Annotated in this window: 18 protein-coding genes; 6 read left to right on the forward strand and 12 right to left on the reverse strand. The window is 77.6% G+C overall.

What is annotated here, in order from left to right; all coding sequences use genetic code 11:
- Positions 1–48 precede the first annotated feature (48 nt).
- The 3 genes from AC3WUG_RS01255 to AC3WUG_RS01265 are packed head-to-tail and all read right to left on the reverse strand — an operon-like array spanning position 49 to position 1,962.
- Positions 49–1,083: a phage tail protein gene (locus AC3WUG_RS01255; RefSeq protein WP_492325972.1), complete on the reverse strand. Its 1,035-nt coding sequence runs from the start codon at positions 1,081–1,083 to the stop codon at positions 49–51.
- Positions 1,084–1,092: 9 nt separating this feature from the next.
- Positions 1,093–1,590, reverse strand: a complete 498-nt coding sequence (locus tag AC3WUG_RS01260; RefSeq protein WP_492325973.1) for a phage tail protein — start codon at positions 1,588–1,590, stop codon at positions 1,093–1,095.
- A 15-nt stretch (positions 1,591–1,605) separates the two neighbouring features.
- The gene (locus AC3WUG_RS01265; protein ID WP_492325974.1) at positions 1,606–1,962 is read right to left on the reverse strand and encodes a DUF6916 family protein; all 357 of its coding nucleotides are present in this window, start codon (positions 1,960–1,962) and stop codon (positions 1,606–1,608) included.
- A gap of 114 nt (positions 1,963–2,076) precedes the next feature.
- Between AC3WUG_RS01265 and AC3WUG_RS01270 the strand changes: the two genes are divergently transcribed.
- Complete coding sequence (locus tag AC3WUG_RS01270; RefSeq protein ID WP_492325975.1) at positions 2,077–5,769, forward strand: hypothetical protein; 3,693 nt, start codon at positions 2,077–2,079, stop codon at positions 5,767–5,769.
- Between the two features lie 11 nt (positions 5,770–5,780).
- Here AC3WUG_RS01270 and AC3WUG_RS01275 read toward each other — a convergent pair whose 3' ends face one another.
- The 5 genes from AC3WUG_RS01275 to AC3WUG_RS01295 form a co-directional block, all read right to left on the reverse strand.
- Positions 5,781–6,704: a cation efflux transmembrane domain-containing protein gene (locus tag AC3WUG_RS01275; RefSeq protein WP_492325976.1), complete on the reverse strand. Its 924-nt coding sequence runs from the start codon at positions 6,702–6,704 to the stop codon at positions 5,781–5,783.
- A 26-nt stretch (positions 6,705–6,730) separates the two neighbouring features.
- The gene (locus AC3WUG_RS01280; RefSeq protein ID WP_492325977.1) at positions 6,731–8,110 is read right to left on the reverse strand and encodes a UTP--glucose-1-phosphate uridylyltransferase; all 1,380 of its coding nucleotides are present in this window, start codon (positions 8,108–8,110) and stop codon (positions 6,731–6,733) included.
- Between the two features lie 87 nt (positions 8,111–8,197).
- Positions 8,198–8,479 (reverse strand): hypothetical protein, encoded by a 282-nt coding sequence (locus AC3WUG_RS01285; RefSeq protein ID WP_158376127.1) that lies wholly within the window; start codon positions 8,477–8,479, stop codon positions 8,198–8,200.
- A complete protein-coding gene (locus AC3WUG_RS01290; RefSeq protein ID WP_492325978.1) occupies positions 8,476–8,733 on the reverse strand; it encodes a hypothetical protein in 258 nt (85 codons plus the stop codon). Before AC3WUG_RS01290 ends, AC3WUG_RS01285 begins: the two co-directional genes overlap by 4 nt.
- Before the next feature lie 174 nt (positions 8,734–8,907).
- A complete protein-coding gene (locus AC3WUG_RS01295; RefSeq protein WP_492325979.1) occupies positions 8,908–9,498 on the reverse strand; it encodes a TetR/AcrR family transcriptional regulator in 591 nt (196 codons plus the stop codon).
- Positions 9,499–9,641: 143 nt separating this feature from the next.
- Here AC3WUG_RS01295 and AC3WUG_RS01300 point away from each other — a divergent pair, with 143 nt between their 5' ends.
- From AC3WUG_RS01300 to AC3WUG_RS01315, 4 genes are read left to right on the forward strand one after another with little or no spacing between them, the layout of a single operon-like run.
- Positions 9,642–11,294 carry an ABC transporter substrate-binding protein gene (locus AC3WUG_RS01300; RefSeq protein WP_492325980.1) on the forward strand — a complete coding sequence of 551 codons (1,653 nt, stop codon included), beginning with the start codon at positions 9,642–9,644 and terminating at the stop codon, positions 11,292–11,294.
- The gene (locus tag AC3WUG_RS01305) at positions 11,291–12,352 is read left to right on the forward strand and encodes an ABC transporter permease (RefSeq protein ID WP_492326083.1); all 1,062 of its coding nucleotides are present in this window, start codon (positions 11,291–11,293) and stop codon (positions 12,350–12,352) included. Before AC3WUG_RS01300 ends, AC3WUG_RS01305 begins: the two co-directional genes overlap by 4 nt.
- A 5-nt stretch (positions 12,353–12,357) precedes the next feature.
- Entirely contained in the window at positions 12,358–13,284 is a 927-nt protein-coding gene (locus tag AC3WUG_RS01310; protein ID WP_492325981.1) for an ABC transporter permease, read from the forward strand.
- Positions 13,281–15,041: an ATP-binding cassette domain-containing protein gene (locus tag AC3WUG_RS01315; protein WP_492325982.1), complete on the forward strand. Its 1,761-nt coding sequence runs from the start codon at positions 13,281–13,283 to the stop codon at positions 15,039–15,041. The genes AC3WUG_RS01310 and AC3WUG_RS01315 overlap by 4 nt, the downstream gene beginning before the upstream one ends.
- 105 nt (positions 15,042–15,146) lie before the next feature.
- Here AC3WUG_RS01315 and AC3WUG_RS01320 read toward each other — a convergent pair whose 3' ends face one another.
- Positions 15,147–16,070 carry an NADP-dependent oxidoreductase gene (locus AC3WUG_RS01320; protein ID WP_492325983.1) on the reverse strand — a complete coding sequence of 308 codons (924 nt, stop codon included), beginning with the start codon at positions 16,068–16,070 and terminating at the stop codon, positions 15,147–15,149.
- Positions 16,071–16,254: 184 nt separating this feature from the next.
- Here AC3WUG_RS01320 and AC3WUG_RS01325 point away from each other — a divergent pair, with 184 nt between their 5' ends.
- Positions 16,255–16,704 carry an SHOCT domain-containing protein gene (locus AC3WUG_RS01325; RefSeq protein WP_492325984.1) on the forward strand — a complete coding sequence of 150 codons (450 nt, stop codon included), beginning with the start codon at positions 16,255–16,257 and terminating at the stop codon, positions 16,702–16,704.
- Between the two features lie 28 nt (positions 16,705–16,732).
- Here AC3WUG_RS01325 and AC3WUG_RS01330 read toward each other — a convergent pair whose 3' ends face one another.
- The 3 genes from AC3WUG_RS01330 to AC3WUG_RS01340 all read right to left on the reverse strand — a co-directional run bounded on the left by AC3WUG_RS01330 (position 16,733) and on the right by AC3WUG_RS01340 (position 19,212).
- Complete coding sequence (locus tag AC3WUG_RS01330; protein ID WP_492325985.1) at positions 16,733–17,320, reverse strand: potassium channel family protein; 588 nt, start codon at positions 17,318–17,320, stop codon at positions 16,733–16,735.
- Between the two features lie 57 nt (positions 17,321–17,377).
- Complete coding sequence (locus AC3WUG_RS01335; RefSeq protein WP_492325986.1) at positions 17,378–17,785, reverse strand: ATP-binding protein; 408 nt, start codon at positions 17,783–17,785, stop codon at positions 17,378–17,380.
- Between the two features lie 86 nt (positions 17,786–17,871).
- On the reverse strand, positions 17,872–19,212 hold the full coding sequence (locus AC3WUG_RS01340) for a hemolysin family protein (RefSeq protein ID WP_492325987.1): 1,341 nt from the start codon (positions 19,210–19,212) through the stop codon (positions 17,872–17,874).
- Positions 19,213–19,292: the final 80 nt, after the last annotated feature.

The raw sequence follows: 19,292 nt of genomic DNA on the forward strand, positions 1-19,292 counted from the left end.
CGACCTCCGGGGTCGCGGCGGTCGTGGCGCGTCGACGGCCCGCGTCGCTCAGGGACGGGCCGGGAACACGCCGCTCAGCGCGATCATCGCCGTGACGCCGAGGTAGGGCGAGCGGTTCGTGTGCGGCTGGGAGCCGCCGGCCGGGCCGGTCGTGCCGATCCCCACGGTCGGTCCGGCCGTCGTGTACTGATCGCGCCGCGCGCGCCCCTGCTGGGCGACCGCCCAGGAGGCCCCGGACGGGTTCCCCGTGGTGCCGCGTGCGCCGGTCCCGCGGACGGCGTGGGTGTGTGCCGGGAGGTGCTCGGGGCCGAGCGCGACCTGCGAGGCCCCGCCCGGCTCGCCGATCGCGGTGTCCCGCCGGCCGGGGTTGCCCTGGCCGACGTGGACCGGGGTGCGGTCGCGGAGGTCCGGCAGGGCGAACGTGGTGCGCCCGTCGCCCCCGAACGTCGTGCCGAGCAGGGCGAACAGCGTGGTGTTCTGCGTGAGGGGCAGGAGCTGCCCGGTGCACGCCGCCCAGCCGCTCGGGACGAAGTTCCCCGCGAACAGCCGCACCTCGCCCACGAGGGCTGTGGACGCGGGCCCGCCGTCGTCGCCCCGGCTGGGGAAGATGCCCTGGACGGCGATGCCGTAGGTCAGCGCGAGGTACGGGGGCCGGTTCTCGTGCGGCTGGGACCCCCCGGCGGCCTGCACGGTCCCCGGCGCCATGACGACCTGGGCGGCCGAGCCGTACTGCGGCTCGGCCGTCGCCGCCCAGCGCGCGCCGGCCGGCTCCGCCGCGTCGGCGGGCGCCGCCGACCCGAGGACCTGGTGCGCGTGCTGCGGGATCTGCGCCGCGGTCAGGACGGTGCTCGCGGTGCCACCGGCCTGGCCCACGGCGACCTCCGCGCCGGCACCCACCGCGGAGCGGTCCCGCAGGTCCGGCAGCTGGAAGGTCGACACGCCGTCGCCGCCGTACTGCGTGCCCAGGATCGAGTACAGCGCCGCGTTCTGGTTGATCGCCACGGTCTGGCCCTCGCAGGGCAGCCAGCCGCGCGGCACGAAGTCGGTCGCGAACAGGCGGATCTCGCCGAGGTAGGGGTCCATGTCCTGCCGTCAGTCTCGGGTCGGGTAGATGCCGACGGTCGCGATGATGTGGATCATCCCGAGGAACGGCGGGAGGTTCTCGTGGGGGACGCCGAACCCGCTCGGCGCCAGGGCGTCGCCGGCCATCGTCTGACCGCCCGCACCGGGTTCGCCGGGCAGGTACGCCGGGCCGGCGGCGGCGGCCCACACACCCGGCGAGGTGCGGGTGGCTGCCGCGGCGGAGGCGTGCAGGGCGTGCGTGTGCGCCGGGAGCTGCGGCACGGTGAGCGCGACCGTCTCCGCGCCGCCGGTCTCGCCGAGGTTCGCGCCGCGGCGGCCCACGGCCCACCGCCCGCGCAGGTCGGGGAGCGCGAACGTCGAGGTCCCGTCGCCGCCGTACCGGGTGCCCAGCAGCGTGAACAGGGCCTCGTTCTCGCTGATCCGGAGGACCTGGCCGTCGCAGGCGGCCCAGCCCTCGGGCGCGAAGGTGCCCGCGAACAGCCGGATGTCGCCGAGGTACGGGTCCACGTCGTCCTCCTCGCCTCAGGCCGTCCGGCCGACGACGGCCTCGAGCGTGCTGCGCTCGGGCCCGACCGGCTCGACGTGCAGGACCAGGTCGCCGTCCGCGTGCGCGAACGACCGCGTGGCACCGGGCAGGTCGCCGGCCCCGGTGAACCGCAGCGCGAAGGCCGTCTCGGTGGCCGGGGCGCCACCCCGCCCGGTCACGGCCGCGAGCGTCACGGTGCGGCCGTCGACCTCGAACCGGTCGCCCACGAGGGGCCGGAGCGCCGCGAGGGTCAGCGGGATGGTCGGGCGCCGCGTCGCGAGCACCGAGCCACCCACGGCGGCGACGCCGGCGGCCGCGGTGGCGGCCACTAGCACGGTGCGGCGGGTGGGCACGGGGACTCCTGGACCTTGCGGGGGCGGCGAGCGGGGACGACGAGCGGGGTGAGCCTACGAGGGTTCACCCGGACGACGGGTCCGCCGCTCGGGTGAAACACCTAGTCTTCCGGCGTGCACCCCCCGCGACCCGCCCTCCGGCGCGCCCTGGCGACCCTCGTGCTCGCCGCCGTCGCGGCCGGCGCCGGCACCGTCGCACCCGGCGTCCCGGCGCTCGGCGCGCCCGCGGCCCTCGCCGCCGAGCCGGTGGCGATCGCGGTGACGTCGGCCGCCGACGCCGCGCTCACCGCGGGGTGCGACGACGGCTCCGCGGGCACCACGCTGCGCGAGGCGCTCTGCCGCGCCGCCGGCGAGACGGACGCGGTCGTGACCGTCCCGGCGGGCACGGACGTCGTCCTCGCCGCGGGACCGCTGACCTTCGCGCCCACCGCGCCGGCGACGCTCGTGGTCTCGTCCCCCGGCACCTGGACCGTCACGGCCTCGGGCCGGCGGATCCTCGACCTCGACCCCGGCCTGGTCGGCGGCGTGGACGTCACCGTCGAGAAGGTCGAGCTGCGCGGGGGTGTGCCGAGCGCGGCCGACGCGGCGGTGGTCGGGGGCGGCGGCGCGGTCCTCGCCGGCACCGGCGACCCCGACCGGCCCGACGCGCTCACCCTGCGCGACTGCGTCGTGACCGGCAGCGCGAACGCCGCCGGCGCGGGCGACGCCACGGCTCCCGGCGGTGCGGTGCAGATGTCCGGCGGCGCGCTGACGATCGACGGCTGCACGTTCCGCGGGAACACGGCCGACGGGGCGCCCGGCGGTGCGATCGCGGTGCTCGGCGTCGACGACGCCGACACGGTCGTCGTCACCGGGTCGACGTTCGACGGCAACACGGTGACCGGCGGGAGCGGGTCCGGCGTGCTCGGCGGCGGCGCCCTGTACGTCGACGGCGCCGCGCTGACCGTGCAGGGCTCGACCTTCACCGGCAACACCGTGACCTCCGCGTCCGTCGCGGCGGCGCGCGGCGCGGCGGTGCTGGCGACGGGCAGCACCGCGGTCGCGGGGTCCCGGGTCGAGGGCAACGTCGTCACCGGGTCCGGCGGGGACGCCGACGGCGGCGCGCTCTGGCTCGCGGCGGGCTCGGTCGCGTCCTCGGTCCTGGTGGGCAACACCGACGGCGTCACCGGCGCCGCGCGCCCCGCGTCCGTGGTGGGCCCGGTGCCGGCCACGGCGAGCTGGTGGGGCTGCGCCGCCGGCGCGACCGACGCGGCGTGCGGTGCGCTGGGCGTCACCACCACGGCCCCGCGGGCCGCGCTCGCGCTGGACGCGGCCCCGGACCGGCCGGTCACCGGCGACGCCGTCACCGCGACCGCCCGGGTGGCGCTCGCCGACGGCGCGCCGGCGCCCGCCGCGCTGCTGGGCGCGCTCGCGGACCGGGCCGTGGCCTGGGCGTTCGACCCGGTCGACGACGCGGCCGGGGTCCAGGCCGACCCGGCGCTCGCCGCGGACGGCACGGCAACGGCGCGGTTCACCCGGGGTGCCGGGGCCACGCTCGCGGTCCGGGCCACCGTCGACCAGAGCACCGCCACGGCGACCCTCGAGCAGCCCGTGCCGCCCACGGTCTCCGCGCCGACGGACGCCACCGTGCTCGAGGGCACGCAGGCCACCTTCGCCACGACCGTCGCCGGGTCGCCGGCGCCGGCCGTCCGGTGGCAGCGCGCCGCCCCCGGCTCCTCGTCCTGGGTCGACGTGCCCGGCGGGACCGGGACCGTGCTGGCGGTGGACGCCACCCGCGCGGACGACGGCTCCCGGTACCGGGTGGTCGCGGGCAACGCGGCCGGGACGGCGACCAGCGCCCCGGCCACGCTCGCCGTCACCTGGGGACCCGAGGTCACCGACCCGCCGGCCGACGCCGCCGGGCTGCCCGGGACCACGGCGCGGTTCGCGGTCGGCGCGGCCGGGTCGCCCGCGCCCGCGGTCCGCTGGCAGACGGCGCCCGCCGGCCAGGACGTCTGGACCGACGTCGCGGGCGCGACCGGCCCGACCTACGACCGCGTGCTGGGCTCCGGCGACGCGGGGCTGCGGGTCCGGGCGGTGCTGACGGGCGCGGTCGGCGAGGTCGCGAGCGCCGCCGCCACGATCACCCTGCACGCGGCCCCGGTCGTCACGGCCGACCCGCAGGACCAGGCGGTGCCCGAGGGCGCCGACGCGACCTTCACCGTCGCGGTCTCGGGGACCCCGGCGCCCACGGTGCGCTGGGACGTCCTCGCCCCGGGCGGCTCCGGGTGGGTGGCCGTCCCGGGCGCCGGCTCCCCGACGCTCGTCGTCCCGGCGGAGCGCGCCGCGCAGGGGACCCGCTACCGCGCCGTGGCCACCAGCGCCGCCGGCTCGGTCGTGTCCGCCGCCGCCACGCTGACCGTCCTGTGGGGTCCCGAGGTCAGCGACCCCGCCGACGCCACGGTGGTCGCGGGCGACCTGGCCCGGTTCGAGGTCGAGGCGGCCGGCGAGCCCGCGCCGGCCGTGCGCTGGCAGACCGACGACGGCGGCGGCTGGACCGACGTCCCCGGCGCGACGGGCCCCGTCTACGAGCGCACGGCCGACCCGCGCGACCAGGGCCTGCTCGTCCGGGCCGTGGCCACGGGCGCGGCGGGCGAGGTGCCGAGCGCGGCGGCCACGCTGACGGTGCACACCGCGCCGACCTTCACGGCGCAGCCGGCCGACGCGACCGCGGACGCGGGCGGCACCGCCACCTTCACGGTCGCCGCGTCCGGCTCGCCGACGCCCGCGCTCCGGTGGCAGGTCCGCGCCCCGGGCGGCGCGTGGACCGACGTCGCGGGCGGCACGTCCGGGACCCTGACCGTGCCGGCCACCGCGGAGGCCGACGGGTCGTCGTACCGGGCGCTCGCGACCAACGCCGCGGCGGCCGACGTCGCCAGCGGGATCGCGGTGCTGCGCGTCCTCACCCCGCCCGAGGTGGGCGATCCTGCCGACGTCACGGTGCCGGACGGGGGCACCGCGCGGTTCGAGGTCGCCGCGAGCGGCTCCCCGGCGCCCACGGTCACGTGGGAGCGGTCGGCGGACGGCACCGCGTGGCTCCCGGTCCCGGGCGCGACCGGCCCCGTGCTGGAGCTCCCGGTCACGGCGGCGGACGACGGCACCCTCGTCCGGGCGGTCGCCGCGTCGACGCTGGTCGCCGGGCCCGCGACCGCCACCAGCGCACCGGCCCTCCTCACCGTCGTGACGGCCCCGGAGGTGGTGTCCGAGCCCGGCGGCGTGGGCGCCGACGGCGTCCTCCCGGTCGTCGCCGGCCGGCCGGTCACGCTGTCCTGGGTGGTCGACGCGGACGCGGGGACCGCCACCTGGCAGTCGTCGCGCGACGGCGGACGGACCTGGGGCGACCTGCCCGACGGGGCGCAGGTGTCCCAGGCGGGCGTCGGCGCACCGCGCGCCCTCGCGCTCCGGGTCGCGGCCGCCCCGACCTCCGGCACGGTGCGGCACACCGTCAGCTACACGCCGGTCGCTGCCGACGACGGGCTGATGATCCGGCTGGTGGTCGCGAACGCGGCGGCCACGGTGGCGACCGACGCGGTGACGCTGCGGGTGGCGGCGCCGGGCGGCGGGACGACGCCCGGTGCGACGGCGCCGGGGGCCACGGCGCCCGGCGCGGACCCGGGTGGGTCGGGCGGCGCGTCCCCGGCGGCCGGCGGCGCCCGTGCGGCGCTCGGTGTGACGGGCGCGGACGCCGGGGCGCTCGCGGCCGCGGCGGCGCTCCTGCTCGCGGCCGGTGGCGCTCTCCTGCTCGCTGCCCGGCGCCGCCGCGGCTGAGCCGCCCCGGGCTACGCCGCCAGGCCGGGGTCCGCCGTGAGCTCGACCGTCGCCCAGACGTCGAGCGGCAGGTCCCGGAGCCGGCCGACCACGGCGCGCCGGACGTCGTCCTCGTCGTCCACGTCCCACCGGCCCGGCTCGACGACGAAGTCCACCTCCACGTACAGCCGCCGGCCGAGCTTGGTCGCGCGCAGCAGCGGCTCGGGCAGGTCGAACGCGGTGCGGGCGGCGTCGACGGCCGCGCGGACCGCCGCGTCGACCTCGGGCGGCGGCGCGCCCTCGAGCAGCTCGTGCATGCCGTCGCGCAGCAGCCGCACCGGCAGGCGCGCCACCAGGAGCACCACGACCAGCAGCAGCACGGGGTCGACGTAGCCCGCGGCGGCGTCCCGCCCGGCCGCCTGCAGGACGGCGGCGAGCGCGCCGCCGAGGCCGACGCCCACGCTGATCGCCGCGCCGGCCCACCAGGACACGACCTCGGCGTCGACCAGCGCCGAGCCCCCGGACCGCCGGCGCAGCCGCCACGCCACGAGCGCGCTCACGACCGCCGAGGCGCCGCCGTAGACCAGCATCGTCGTCGGGCTCGCGTCCGAGCCCCCGGCCAGCAGCGTCCCGACCGCGTCGGCCGCCCCGTACAGCAGCGTCGCGACCAGCGCGGCGCCCTGCACGACCACCGCCAGCGGCGTGGCGGCGTGCCGCCCGAAGGGGTACCGCCCGCCGGGTCGCGAGGCCGCGGCGCGCGAGGCCAGCGCGGAGACGCCGACGAGGGCGATCCCGGCGAGCGTGTAGAGGCCGTCGAAGAGCACGACCGCCGACCCGGAGACCAGGCCCGCGACCACCGCGGCGGTGCCGAGCACCGCCGCGGCGACCGCGGACTCCAGCAGGGCGGACCGCTCGTGGCGCGCCCCGGCCTGCTCGGTCGGCGCGACGTCCGCCACGGGCGGCCCCCTCGGTGCGGTGCGGGTCAGCCGCCGATCGTGGTGCCGGACGGGATGGTGCCGGGGGCGCCGTCCGCCTCGACGACGGCCTCGCCCGTCGCGACGACGCCCGGCTCGAAGGTCCAGTCGCCCTGCACGGTGAACGAGGACGCGCCGCGCAGCGACGGGGCGGCGGGGAACCGCTGCTCGAACTTCCCGACGGTCTTGTAGACCTTCGTGTCGAGGTCCACGAGCGGCGCCTTGTCGACGGCGAGCCGCAGCGTCGAGTCCTCGCCGAGGTCGTACGCGTCGGACCGGAGCAGCAGCAGGTCGTTCGTCGTCTTGACCGGCAGGAACCGCTCGCGACCCACGGCGATGGCGGTCGCGCCCTCGAACACCTCGATCGCCGCGCCCATGGCCGTCTCGATCTGGAACACCTCGGGCGACGAGGAGTCGGTCGGGTCGACGGTCTTGACGTTGCGGATCAGCGGCAGGCCGAGCACCGCGCCGCGGGCCTCCAGCGCCGCCGCGATCTGCTCCAGGTCGAACCACAGGTTGTTCGTGTGGAAGTACGGGTGCCGGTGCTCGTCGGTGAAGTAGTCCATCTCGTCCGCGGGCGTCTGCGCGGTGTCGCGCAGGATCAGCCGGCCGTCGGACTTCCGGACCGCCAGGTGGCCGCCCTTGCGGTCGGCGGCGGTGCGGCGGCACAGCTCGGCGGCGTACGGCGCGCCGGAGGCCGCGAACCAGCCGGCGATCGTCGGGTTCGGCGCGGCGCCCAGGTTGTCGGAGTTCGACACCGACGCGTACCGGAAGCCCGCGTCCAGCAGCTGCCGCAGCACGCCCGACGCGAGCAGCGCCGTGTAGAGGTCGCCGTGGCCCGGGGGGCACCACTCCAGCGTCGGGTCGGCCTCCCAGGTCACCGGGGTCAGGTCGTCCGTGCGGAGCTTCGGCTCCTGGTTCTGCAGGAAGTCCAGCGGCAGGTCGTCCACGGCCAGGCCCTCGTGCCGGGCCAGCGCCTCGAGCGAGTCGGCCTGGGTGCGGAACGAGTTCATCAGGATGAGGGGCAGGCGGGCGCCGGTCTCGGAGCGGGCGTGCTGCACCTGCTCGACGATGAGGTCGAGGAACGACTTGCCGTCGCGCACCGGGAGCAGGGACTTGGCCTTGTCCATGCCCATCGAGGTGCCGAGGCCGCCGTTGAGCTTGATGATCGCCGTCCTCGCGAACGCCTCGCGCGCGGCCTCGGGGTCGATGTCGACGTCCGCGAGCTGCGGGGGGTCGAGCAGGGGGTCGATGGTGTCCTCGGGGATGAGGCCCGTGGCCCCCGCCTCGAGCTCCCGGTAGTAGTGGGTGAAGACGTCGATCGCGGTCGGGGCCACCCCGGCCGCCGCCATCTTGTCCTGGGCCTGCCGCAGTCCGGTGTCGCTCATGGGGTCGATCCTAGGAACACCGGGTGAGGCGGGGCCACACGCGCGGGCTCCGGCGCGTGGCGAGCAGGTGGACGGCGGGCGACGTCGTCAGCGCGCCGCGTGCCGTCCGTACCGCTGCCGGGCGGCCTCGCCGGACGTGCCGACCAGCTCGCCCACCACCTTCCACGGGACGCCTGCCCGCCGGGCCTCCACCACGGCCGCCGCCAGGTCCCGCTCGGCGGCGGCACGCCGGGACGCCGCCAGCCAGAGGGCCGTCGTCGGGTCGACGGAGTCGCGGTCCGCCTCGGCCGGCTCGTAGGCCTCGAACCGGTCGGCGAGCGCGTCCGCGCTCGCGATGATCTCGTCGAGCGATCGGGGCACGGTGGTCATCTCCTCAGGAGCTTCGGGCGCGCGGGGCGCATGGCGTGGACCACGCACCAGCCGCCGTACATCGCGACGACACCGACCTCGATCAGCGCGCCGGTGCGGTCGGCACCGATCACCATGGTCATGCCCTCGCCCACGTCGAAGCCGGCGACCGGGTGGTCGATGGCGTGACGGACGTCCTCCTCGGGTACCCGGTGGCGGTGCGCGCTGCCGAGGATCAGCGGCTCATCGCCGTGCAGCCAAGTTATCTTGCTCATCTCGATCCCGCCACCCCCTCGTCGGGGCGTCGGTGGGAGTGCCCGGGAGCGGGGTGGCTGGTCATGCGCGAGTCGCCAGGCGCCGCGCAGCCCCGGCCGCCGGCGTCATCCACAGGGGGCTCCCGGAGCGCGCCGGAGATGTCCCGAACGCCCCGGACCGTCCCCCGGGACCCGTCAGCCCAGCGCCCCCCGCACCGGCGCCAGCGCGCGGTCGAGCAGGTCCGGCAGCCGCGTCCGCTCCGCCCCTGCGCGGGCCCACGCCTCGACCGCCGCCACGAGCGCCCCCGCCCAGGCCGCCCCGGCCACCCGCGCGTGCAGGGGGTCGACGCCCCGCCCGGCCGCGTAGGCCGCGATCGCGGCGCCCAGGTCCGCGGTGCGGCGTGCGGCGGCGAGCCGGAGGTCGTCGCCGAGGCCCATCGTGTCGGCCTGGGTGAAGGCGAGGGCGACGTGCTCGGCCGGGAGCCGGGCGGCGAGCTCCCGCAGGGCCGCCTCGACCACCGCGCCCGGGGTCGCGTCCGTGGCCGCGCCCGCGAGGTCCGCGCGGAGCGCCTCGGCCCGCTCGTCGAACGCCGCCCACAGCAGGTCGGACTTCGCGGTGAAGTAGTTGAAGAACGTGCTCCGCGAGACGCCCGCGCGCTGGGTGATGTCGGCGACCGAGGTGGTCGCGTACCCGCGCTCGAGGAACAGCTCGCCGGCGGCCTCTTCCAGCATCGCCCGCGACGAGGCGTGCGGGCGGCCGGATCGGCGCGGGGCGGGAGCGGGCACGCGCCCATGCTAGGCGGGCCGTGGGACGGGGATCACAGCCGCTGGGGCGGGAGGCGTGCGCCACCTGCGCCTATTGTTGGACGCAGTGCAACAACCGGTCGGCGGACGAGCCGCCGCCGGACCCCGACGCCCGAGGTGGACCCGTGCCCCACGCCCTCCGTCCGACCCGCGTGCGCACCGGCGCCGCGCTGGCCGCCGCCGCCGCCCTCGCGCTGGCGGCCTGCACCGGCTCCGGCGGCGACGCCGACGACGCCGCGACCCCGCGGGACGGCGGGACGCTGGTGTACGCGACCGGCGACGCCGAGCCCACCTGCCTCGACCCGCACGTCGGCGGCAACTACCCGCAGGCGCTGATCAGCACGCAGTACCTGGAGCCGCTGGTCGGCCGGGACGCGGACGGCACGATCCTGCCGTGGCTCGCGAGCGCGTGGACCGTCAGCGACGACCTGCTGACCTGGGACTTCACCCTGGTCGACGACGTGACGTTCACGGACGGCACCCCGTTCGACGCCGCGGCGGTCAAGGCCAACATCGAGCACCTGCAGGACCCGGACACCGGGTCGTCCACCGGCTACCTCGCGGTGCAGAAGGTCGAGTCCGTCGAGGTCGTGGACGCGACGCACGCCCGGTTCCACCTGACCGAGCCGGACTCCGCGCTGCTGGAGTCGCTGAGCCAGCAGTGGACCGCGATGGAGTCGCCCGCGGGCATCGAGCGCGGGACGGACGAGAACTGCGCGGCCCCCGTGGGCACCGGCCCGTTCGTCGTCGACGAGTGGGTGCCGCAGCAGCAGGTGACCCTGGTGCGCAACGACGAGTACGTGCCGCTCGACCCGCAGGCGGAGCACGACGGCCCGGCGTACCTGGACGAGATCGTCTGGCGGTTCATCCCGGACGCGGCCACCCGGTACGCGGCGCTGCGCTCCGGCGAGGTGCAGGTGGTCGACAACCCGCAGCCCGACGCGATCGCGCAGGCGGAGGCGGGCGGCGACCTCACGCACGTCGACGCCCCGCGGCCCGGCTCGTCCAACCGGATCGAGCTGAACAGCGCGCAGCCGCCGTTCGACGACGTGCGGGTGCGCGAGGCGTTCGTCCGCGCGGCCGACCCGGACCCGGGCATCGAGACCCTGTTCGCCGGCACCGCGACCCGGTCGTACTCCCCGCTGTCGAGCGTGGAGCCGACCGCGTACTCGGACGAGGACCTGTTCGCCACGGACACCGACCGCGCGGAGCAGCTGCTGGACGAGGCCGGCTGGACCGGCACGGACGACGAGGGCTACCGGACCAAGGACGGGCAGCGCCTCACCGTGCGGTTCCCCGTCAGCACCAACCAGTCGGTGGCCGCGGAGCAGTCGCTGTTCGAGCAGATCCAGGCCAACGCGAAGGCGGTGGGCTTCGAGGTCGTCCTGACGCCGTCCGACCTGTCTGCCTGGTACGCCGCGCTCGGGGCGAACGAGTACGAGGCCGTGTCCGCGCCGTACACGAAGGTCGGGCCGGACGTGCTGCGGATCCTCTACCACTCGGACGGCACGGTCCCGGCCCCGAGCGGCTACTTCGCCAACCACGCGCAGGTGAAGGACCCCCAGCTGGACGACCTGCTGGACCGCGCCTCCGCGACGGCCGACGACGCCGAGCGGGCCGACCTGTACGAGCAGGCGCAGCAGATCGTGCTGGAGGGCTACTACATCCTCCCGCTCTACGACCAGCAGAACCACTTCCTCACCCGCGGCGTCACCGGGATGCGGACGCTGGACACCGTGTCCACGCCGACGTTCCTCGACGCCCGCCTGGGGTCCTGACCGCCGTGCGCGCCGTCGCCGCGGCCGGCCGGGCGGCCCGCCGCCCGTGGCTGCGGTGGCTCCTGGCGCGCCTCGGCGCGGCGGCCCTCGTCGCCTGGGTGGTCGCGACCGTCGTGTTCTTCGCGCTGCGTGCGGCCGGCGGCGACCCGACCGAGGCGATCCTCGGCGGACCCGGTTCGCAGGCCGGGCCGGAGGCGGTCGCGGCGGCCCGCGCGCAGTACGGGCTCGACCAGCCGCTCGTCGTGCAGTACCTGGTGCAGCTCTGGCGGGTGGCGACGTTCGACCTCGGCGACTCGTACGCGCGCCGGGTCCCGGTGTCCGACCTGCTCGCCGAGCAGCTGCCCGGGACGATGCTGCTCGCGGTGCTGGCCCTCGCCCTGGCGTGGGTCCTGGCGCTCGCGGTCGCGACGCTCGCGGTGCGGGCCACCGGGCCGGTCGGCCGGGCGTGCGCGGCGGCGCTGCGCGGGGCCGAGGTGGTGGCGGCGGTGCTGCCGCACTTCTGGCTCGGGGCGGTGCTGATCGTGGTGTTCTCGTCGACGCTCGGCTGGTTCCCCGCGACGAGCAGCGGCACCGACCCGGCCGGCCTGGTGCTCCCGACGGTGACCCTGGCGGTCCCGGTCGCCGGGTTCCTCGGGCAGGTGATGCGCGACTCCCTGGAGGAGGCCGCGGCGGCGCCGTTCGCGACCAGCGCGCGGGCACGCGGGGCGTCCCCGGTGCGGGTGCTCTGGCGGCACACGCTGCGGCACGGGGTGCTGCCCGCCGTGTCGCTGTCGGGGTGGGCGTTCGGCTCGCTCCTCAGCGGTGCCGTCGTCGTCGAGACGCTGTTCGGCCGCCCGGGGCTCGGCCGGCTGCTGCTCGACGCGACGATGCAGCGGGACGTGCCCGTGGTGGTCGGGGCGGTGGTCGTGGTCGCGCTGGCGTACGTCGTGGTGATGCTGCTGGTCGACGTCGCCGAGCGGCTGCTCGACCCGCGGCTGCGCGGGGCCGCCGAGGTGCCGGCGCTCGTCGGCGGGGCGGCGCCGGCCACGCGCGCCGGGGAGCCGGCGGTGCTGGGGTGACGGCGGTGGCGGCGGAGCGCCGGGGCGCCGCGGACGACGGCGGGCGCGGCGCGGGCGGGGGTGGCCCGGGCGGCGGGGGACGTGCCGGGGCCGGGGGCGCCGGGGCGCGGCTGGTCGCCGGTGCCGCCCGGGTCGTGCGCGGACTCGGCGTCCCCGGCGTGCTCGCGGCGCTCGCGGTGCTCTGGATGGCCGTCGCGGTGCTGTGGCCCGACGTGCTGGCCCCGGGGGACCCGAACGCGATCGACGCGCGCGCGGCGTTCACCGCGCCGGGCCCGGGCCACTGGTTCGGCACCGACGAGTCCGGCCGCGACGTCTACACCCGCGTCGTGCACGGCGCGGCGGCGTCGCTCGGCATCGGGGCCGCGGCGACGGCGATCGGCGTCGGCGCCGGGCTGGTGCTGGGCTTCGCCGCGGGGCTCGGGCCGCGCTGGCTCGACGCCGGGATCGGGCGCGTGCTCGAGGTGCTGTTCGCGCTGCCGACGCTGGTGCTCGCCCTGCTGCTCGTGGCGGTCCTCGGGGCGGGCGTGGAGGCGTCGGTGCTGGCCGTCGGCGCGGCGACCGCGCCGGGGTACGCCCGGATGCTGCGCGCCCGGGTGCGGTCGGTGGCGACCAGCGGGTACGTGGAGGCGGCGCGGCTCGAGGGGCACCCGCCCCTCACCGTGCTGCGCCGGCACGTCGTGCCGAACACGCTGTGGCCGCTCGTGTCGATCGCGACCCTCGGGATCGGGCAGGCCGTGGTGTGGGTGTGCGCGCTCAGCTTCCTCGGGCTGGGGACGCTGCCGCCGTCGCCGGAGTGGGGCGCGATGCTCAACGCGGGCCGGGTGTACATCGACACGGCGTGGTGGCTCACGGTGTTCCCCGGCCTCGCGATCACGGCGACCGCGGCGGCCCTGACGGTGCTGGGCCGGCGGGTCGGGGCGGTGGCGTCGTGACGGGGCGGGTCGGGGAGGTCGGCGGGCCGGGGGCGGCGCTCGGCGAGGGCGGCGGCATCGCGGGCGACGGGGTGCCGGTGCTCGAGGTCGCCGGGCTGCGCGTCGCGTTCCCGGGCGGCGCCGAGGTGCTGCACGGCGTCGACCTGCGGGTGGCGGCGGGCGAGTGCGTCGCGGTCGTCGGCGGGTCCGGCGCGGGCAAGTCGGTGCTGGCGCGCACGCTCGTGGGGCTCGCGGGCGAGGGCGCGCGCGCGGACGTCCGGGCGGACCGGCTCGCCCTGCTCGGCCGGGACGCGCTGCGGTTCTCGGAGCGGGACTGGCGCGCGGCGCGCGGGCGGGACGTCGGCCTGGTGCTGCAGGACGCCCTGGGCTCGCTGGACCCGCTGCGCACCGTCGGCGCCGAGGTGGGCGAGGCGCTCGCGGTGCGCCGGCCGGGTGCGGGTGGCGCGTCGGGCGCGCGCGGCTTCTCGTTCCCCCGCCGGTTCTCGCGCCGCCACCCGATCCATCAGGGTGCCGCGCGAGGATCCGGTGGGGATCCGGGGGCGCCGCGGCCGTCCCGGGTCGACCGCGCCGAGCGGGTGCTCGCCGCGCTCGACGAGGCCGGCCTGCCCGACCCCGCGGTGCGCGCGCGGCAGCGCCCCGGCGAGCTGTCCGGCGGCATGCGCCAGCGCGCGCTCATCGCGTCCGCCGTCGTCGCCCGGCCGCCGCTGCTCGTCGCCGACGAGCCCACGACGGCGCTCGACGCCACGGTCGCCGCCCGGGTGCTGGGCCTGCTCGGCGACCTCCGCGACGCGGGCACCGCGGTCGTGCTGGTGACGCACGACCTCGGCGCCGTCGCGCGGGTCGCGGACCGGGTCGTGGTGCTGCGGGACGGCCGGGTCGTCGAGGAGGGCACCACGGCCGCCGTGCTCGGCGCGCCCCGGCACGGGTACACGCGCGAGCTGGTCGCGGCCGCACGGCTGGGCGAGGGCCCCGGAGCGGTCCCGGAGCCGGGCGCGGCGGTGCTCGAGGGCCACGGGCTGCGCCGGGAGTTCCCGCTGCCCGGCGGCGGGTCGGTGACGGCGGTCGACGGCGTGGACGTCGCGGTCCGCGCGGGCGAGGCCGTGGGCCTGGTCGGCGAGTCCGGGTCGGGCAAGACGACGCTGGCCCGGCTGCTGCTCGCCGCCGACGCCCCGGACGCCGGGGAGGTGCTGCTGGACGGCCGGCCCTGGTCGGCGCTGCCCGAGCGGGAGCGGCGCGCCCTGCGGCCGGGCGTCCGCCTGGTGCCGCAGGACCCGCTGGGCACCGTCGACGCGCGGCTGACGGTGCGCGCGGTGCTGGCGGCGGCGCTCGCGACGGGTCCCCGGCCGCCCGCGCGGGCCGACCGGGACGCCGCGGCGGCCGCGCTGCTCGCGCGGGTGCACCTGCCCGCGGCGGTCCTGGACCGCCGGCCCCGGACCCTCTCGGGCGGGCAGCGGCAGCGGGTGGCGATCGCGCGGGCGCTCGCCTCGGAGCCGCGGGTGCTGCTGCTCGACGAGCCGGTGTCCGCGCTCGACGTCCAGGTGCAGGCGGCGATCCTGGACCTGCTGGTCGAGCTGCGCCGGGACACGGGCGTGGCGATGGTGCTGGTGTCCCACGACCTCGGCGTGATCCGGCGGGTGTGCGACCGGGTGCTCGTGATGAGCGCGGGGCGCGTCGTGGAGCAGGGGCCGGTGCCGGACGTCTTCGGCGCCCCGGCGCACCCGGTCACCCGGGACCTGCTCGCGGCCCGCGCGGTCTGAGGCGCCGCCGAGCGCGGTCGCCCCCGCCGAGCGCGGCAGCCCGAACCACCGCGCTCGGCGCCAGGCACCGCGGTCGGCCCGAGCCACCGCGCTCGGCGAGCCGGGTCAGACGGTGACGACGATCTTGCCGCGGGTGTGTCCGGTCTCCAGGGCGCGGTACGCCTCGGCGGTCTCCTCGAGCGGGTAGGTCGCCGCGATCTCGACCTTGACGACGCCGCGCGCGGCGAGGTCGGCCAGGTGCGCCAGGTCGGCGCTGTCGGGGCGGACCCACACGTACTGGCCGCCGAGCTCGTCGCGGGCGCGGGCGTCCGTGATCGACGCGATCGTGCCGCCGGGGCGCAGGAGCGCCGGCGCGGTCTCGACCGCCTGGCCCCCGACGTAGTCGAGCACCACGTCGAACCCGTCCGGGACGGCGGCGCGCGCGGCCTCGACCAGGCCGTCGCCGTACGCGACCGGCTCGGCGCCGAGCGAGCGCAGGTAGTCGTGGTTGCGCTCGGAGGCGGTGCCGACGACCCGGGCCCCGGCGTGGACGGCGAGCTGCACGGCGATCGAGCCGACGCCGCCGGCCGCGGCGTGCACCAGGACGGTCTGGCCCTCGGCGAGCCCGGCGCGGCGGATGCTCTGCAGCGCGGTGAGGCCGGCCAGCGGCAGTGCGGCGGCCTCCTCGAACGACAGCCCGGCCGGCTTCTTCGCCGCGGTCCGCACGGGGACCGCCACGTACTCGGCGAGGGTGCCGTCCTGCACGACGTCCTTGCGGGCGTACGCCAGCACCTCGTCGCCGACCTGCAGCTCAGGGGTGTCGAGCCCGGCCTTCACGACGGTGCCGGACACGTCCCAGGCGGGGACCGCCGGGAAGTGCACGTCCATCAGGCCGCGGAGGTACCCCTCGCGGATCTTGTAGTCGACCGGGTTCAGCGACGCGGCGGCGACCTTCACGACCACGGCGTCCGCCCCGATGTGGGGCTCCGGACGATCGACGACCCGGAGCACGTCGGCCCCGCCGAACTCCTCGTACACGACAGCTCTCATACCGGTGCGAACCGGCCGCCCCGCCGCGGCATTCCGCGGCGTGGCGCGGGTCACGGCTCATCCCGACCGGGTGGTCCGGCCCGCGACGGCCCGCCCTAGCGTGAGCGCGAGGGGCGGGCGCCGCCCGGCGCCGCCCGACGTCCCGGCCGGGGCACCGGCCTGTCGCGTGAGGAGCGTGGTGGCGGTGGAGTTCTGGTCCGACTTCTGGGACATCATCTGGTGGTTCGTCTGGGCGTTCGTCTTCATCGCCTACCTGTTCGCGCTGTTCTCGATCATCACGGACCTGTTCCGGGACCGGGAGCTGAGCGGGTGGTGGAAGGCGGTGTGGCTGATCTTCCTGCTGGTGCTGCCGTTCGTGACCGCGCTGGTGTACCTGATCGCGCGCGGGCGCGGGATGGCCGAGCGCAGCGCCCGCTCGGCGGTCGCGGCGCGGCAGGCGGGCGACGCGTACATCCGCGACGTCGCCGGGTCGGCGTCGCCGGGGCAGCAGATCGCCCAGGCCAGGACGCTGCTCGACGAGGGCGCGATCACCGCGGAGGAGTTCGCCGCGCTCAAGGAGCACGCCCTGGGACAGGCCCGCGCGGCGGCCCCCGCGGGGTCGGACGGGACCGGCGTGCACCGGGCGCCCGCCTGACGGTCGCGCGGCTGGCGGTCGCGCGCGGTCAGGCGCCGGTGTCGCCCGGCCCGCCCGGGGGCCGGGCGCTGTCGCCGTCCTGCGCCCGGCGCACCGCGGCCAGGAACTCCCGCCCGACCAGCGCCGCGAACGCGAACCCGCAGATCATCTGCAGGGTCACCACGACGCGCGCCGGGCCGGTGACGGGCGTGATGTCGCCGAACCCCACGGTCGCCAGCACGGTCATCGTGAAGTAGATCGCGTCCAGCCGGTCGACCGGCTCGGTGAAGGCGCCCGGCGTCGACTCCGACAGCGAGGTGTACCCGGCGGCGAACAGGACGATGAACAGCACCGTCGCCGTCACGAAGGCCTCGATCGCGCGCAGCACCGGGTACGGGGACCGCACGACGCTGCGGATCTGCCAGCCGAGCAGCAGCACCAGCAGCGTGAGGCCCGCGACGAGCAGCACGAGCGTCGCCGGGGTCGCGCGGTCGAGCGGCCGGCCCAGGTACAGGCCGACGATCAGCACCGTGCTGCCGACGGTGCGCAGGGCGGTGCGCAGCCGGGCGCGGCGCCCCGACGGCCGCGCGGCGTCGTGCGGTCCGGACGGTGCGGACGGGGCCGGCTGTACCTCCATCCGGCCATCGTCGTGGCCGCGCAGGCCCGCCGGCATCGCCCGCAGCGGGCGGTGTCGTCAGGCCGTCAGGCCGTGGGCGCCCGCGGGGGTCTCGAACCAGACGGTCTTGCCGCGGCCGGGGTGCAGCTCGATGCCCCAGCGGGTGGCGAGGGCGTCGACGAGCCGCATGCCGTGACCGCCGATCCGGCGCGCGCTGCCCGGCTTGACCAGCGGCAGCGTCGGGTCGGGGTCGGTGACCTCGACCCGGACGCAGTCGTCGTGGCACTCGGCGGTGAGGGCGATGTGCCGGTGCGCCCGGGTGTGCACGACGGCGTTGGTGAGGATCTCGCTGGTCAGCAGCTCCACGGTGCGAGCCGCCTCGGCGGTCGCGTGCCCGAGCTCGGCCTCGTGCGCCGCCCAGCGGCGGCCGGTCGCGACGGATCCCGGCTCGGGGTCGAGCACGAGGCGGTGCGGTCGGTGGCCCACGCGCGCTCCCTCCTCGTCGTCCCCGGTCCCGGGTGGCTGGCACCCAGGGTGGGGCAGGAGGGCGCGACGCGCATCCCGAGCGCGGCTCAGCCGCGGCCGTCCCCGGTCCCGTCGGTGGTGGGCGCGCCCGGGCCCGCCGTCGGCTCCTCCGGCGGCGGCACGACCCGCACCCGCGCGATGCGCCGGCCGTCGACCGCGGTGACCTCGACCCGGTGCCCGTCGACCTCCACGGCGTCGCCGACCTCGCCGAGCCGGCCGAGCCGCGCGATCACGAACCCGGCGACGGTCTCGTACGGCCCGTCGGCGAGCGGCACCCCGGTCAGCTCGGTGAACTCCTCGATGGTGATGCCGGCGTCGTAGGAGCCGGGCGCCCCCTCGCGGGCCTCGGCCCCCGAGGAGCCGGGCATGTCGTACTCGTCGCGGATGTCGCCGACGAGCTCCTCGACCAGGTCCTCGAGCGTCACGATGCCGTCGGTGCCGCCGTACTCGTCGACGACGACCGCGATGTGCACGCCCTCGCGGCGCATCGACGACAGCGACGGCAGGAGCTTGTTGGTGCCGGGGAGCACGACGATCTCGCGCATGACGTCGCGGACCCGGACGCCGGTGCGGTCGGTGGCCTCGAGCAGCTCGCGGATGTGCAGGAACCCCAGGACGTCGTCGAAGTCCTCGCCGATCACGGGGTACCGGGACCAGGGCTGCTCGCGGACCTCGACGAGGGCGTCGGCGAGGGTGAGGTCGGCCTCCAGGAAGTGCACCTCGGGCCGCGGGCGCATCACCTCCGCCACCGAGCGGTCGGTCGCGGCGAACACGTCGCCGAGGATGCGGCGCTCGTCCTCGGGCAGCCCCTGGTGCGCGATGACGAGGTCGCGGAGCTCGGCCTCGGACATCTCCTCGCTGGTGGCGTGCGGGTCGCCGCCGAACAGCCGGACCAGCAGGTTCGTGGACGCGGAGAGCAGCCAGATCACCGGGCGCATCAGCGTGGCGAACCGGTCGAGCGGCGGGGCGACGGCCAGCGCCACCCGGCCGGACTGCTGGAGCGCGATGCGCTTGGGCACGAGCTCGCCCAGCACCAGCGACAGGTAGGCGATCACGAGGGTCAGGACGACGAGCGCGATGGTGCCCGCGAGGCCCTCGGACACCCCGAGCGCCTCGATGACGGGCGCGAAGTCGGGGGCGATCGTCGACGCGCCGTACGCGGCGGAGAAGAAGCCCGCGACGGTCACGCCGATCTGCACCGCGGCGAGGAACCGGTTCGGGTCCCGGGCGACGGACGCGACCCGCGCGCCGCGGGCGCTCTGCCGCTCGAGGTGGTTGATCTGGCTCTCGCGGAGCGAGACGAGCGCGATCTCCGTCCCGGCGAACACGCCGCCGATGAGGATGAAGAGCAGGACGAGGGCGATGCTGCCCCAGGTCTCGGAGTCCATCAGCGGCGAGCCCCCGGGCGGTCGGCGCGGGCCGTCGGGCCGCTGCGCGGGGTGGTGCGGGCTCGCCGCACGGGACTGCA

This window comes from Cellulomonas sp. EB106-03-03-XG116, assembly GCF_058792015.1.